Annotated in this window: 1 protein-coding gene and 1 pseudogene; both read left to right on the top strand. The window is 66.5% G+C overall.

The genetic code is table 11. From position 1 onward, the window contains the following. The coding region (tnpB, locus tag AC0L2U_RS34670; RefSeq protein ID WP_473603696.1) for an IS66 family insertion sequence element accessory protein TnpB at window positions 1–210 on the top strand (210 nt) is incomplete at its 5' end. Between the two features lie 62 nt (window positions 211–272). Next, window positions 273–1,223: pseudogene (gene tnpC / locus AC0L2U_RS34665) on the top strand (IS66 family transposase); the annotation flags it as partial.

The raw sequence follows: 1,223 nt of genomic DNA, 5'->3' as shown, positions 1-1,223 counted from the left end.
AAGCGCGGCGACATGTTGAAGATCCTGGCCTGGGACGGAAGTGGGCTGTGTCTGTTCGCCAAGCGCTTGGAGCAGGGAAAGTTCGTTTGGCCGCCGATCGTGGCAGGCCGGCTTCAACTGACACCGGCTCAGTTGGCCTTGCTCGTCGAAGGGATCGACTGGCGGCGGACAGTCGCGCCGGAACCGGTCACGCGCCCCGAATCCATCTAAATAAGTTCCTGATTCCAAGGATTTATTCTCGCTCGCGAGTCATGACTTTGCTATAAGCCGGCATGTCTCTCGCCACTGCGGAATTGCCGTCGGATCCGGACGCGCTGCGCGCGTTCGCAGCGGCTTTGCAGGCCGAGCTCTACGCCAAGACGCTGCATATCGAGAAGCTGAAAGCCCAGTTGGCGACGCTGCGGCGCGCGCGCTTCGGCCAGTCGTCCGAGAAGCTCGATCGCCAGATCGATCTGCTCGAGCTGATCATCGGAGATCTCGAGGAGGCCGAGGCCGCCAGCGAAGCCGGCCAGGATGCGACTGCGGCGATGCCGGGCGCGATGCGGGCGCCGACCAGGCCACAGCGCGTCGGCAATCGCCGGCCGCTACCCGATCACCTGCCGCGCGAGATTGTCACCCATGCCGGGGTTTGCGCCTGCCCGGCCTGTGGTTCCGAGCGGCTGCGCAGGATCGGCGACGATGAACGCGAGGTGCTGGAATGTGCCGTCACACTTCAAAGTCATCGTGCATGTGCGGCCGAAACTGAGCTGCCGGGACTGCGAGGCCATCACCCAGCCGACGATGCCCAGCCTGCCGATCGAGCGCGGCAGACCCGGCCAAGGGCTGATCGCGCACGTGCTGGTGTCCAAATATTGCGACCACCTGCCTTTGAACCGACAGTCCGGCATCTACGCCCGCGAGGGCGTCGACCTGGATCGATCGACCCTGGCCGAACTGGGTGGGACGGGCGGCCTGGCTGGTCGCGCCGGTGGCCGAGCGCATCGGCGACTACGCTCGCGCCGGCCCGGCCATCCATGCCGACGACACGCCGATCCCGGTTCAGGATCCCGGACGCGGGCGCACCAAAAGCGGCCGGCTATGGGTCGTTGTGCGCGACGAAGGCACCTGGGGCTCGCCCAATCCGCCGGCGGCTTTCTATCGCTACTCACCTGACCGCAAGGGCGAGCACGCCCACGCTCTGCTGGCGCCGGCATCCGCTTCCTGCACGCCGACGCCTATGCCGG

This window comes from Mesorhizobium sp. WSM4808 (assembly GCF_055811675.1).
Note: the sequence above shows the minus strand (reverse complement) of the source record. Positions and strands in the feature narration are given on the sequence as shown.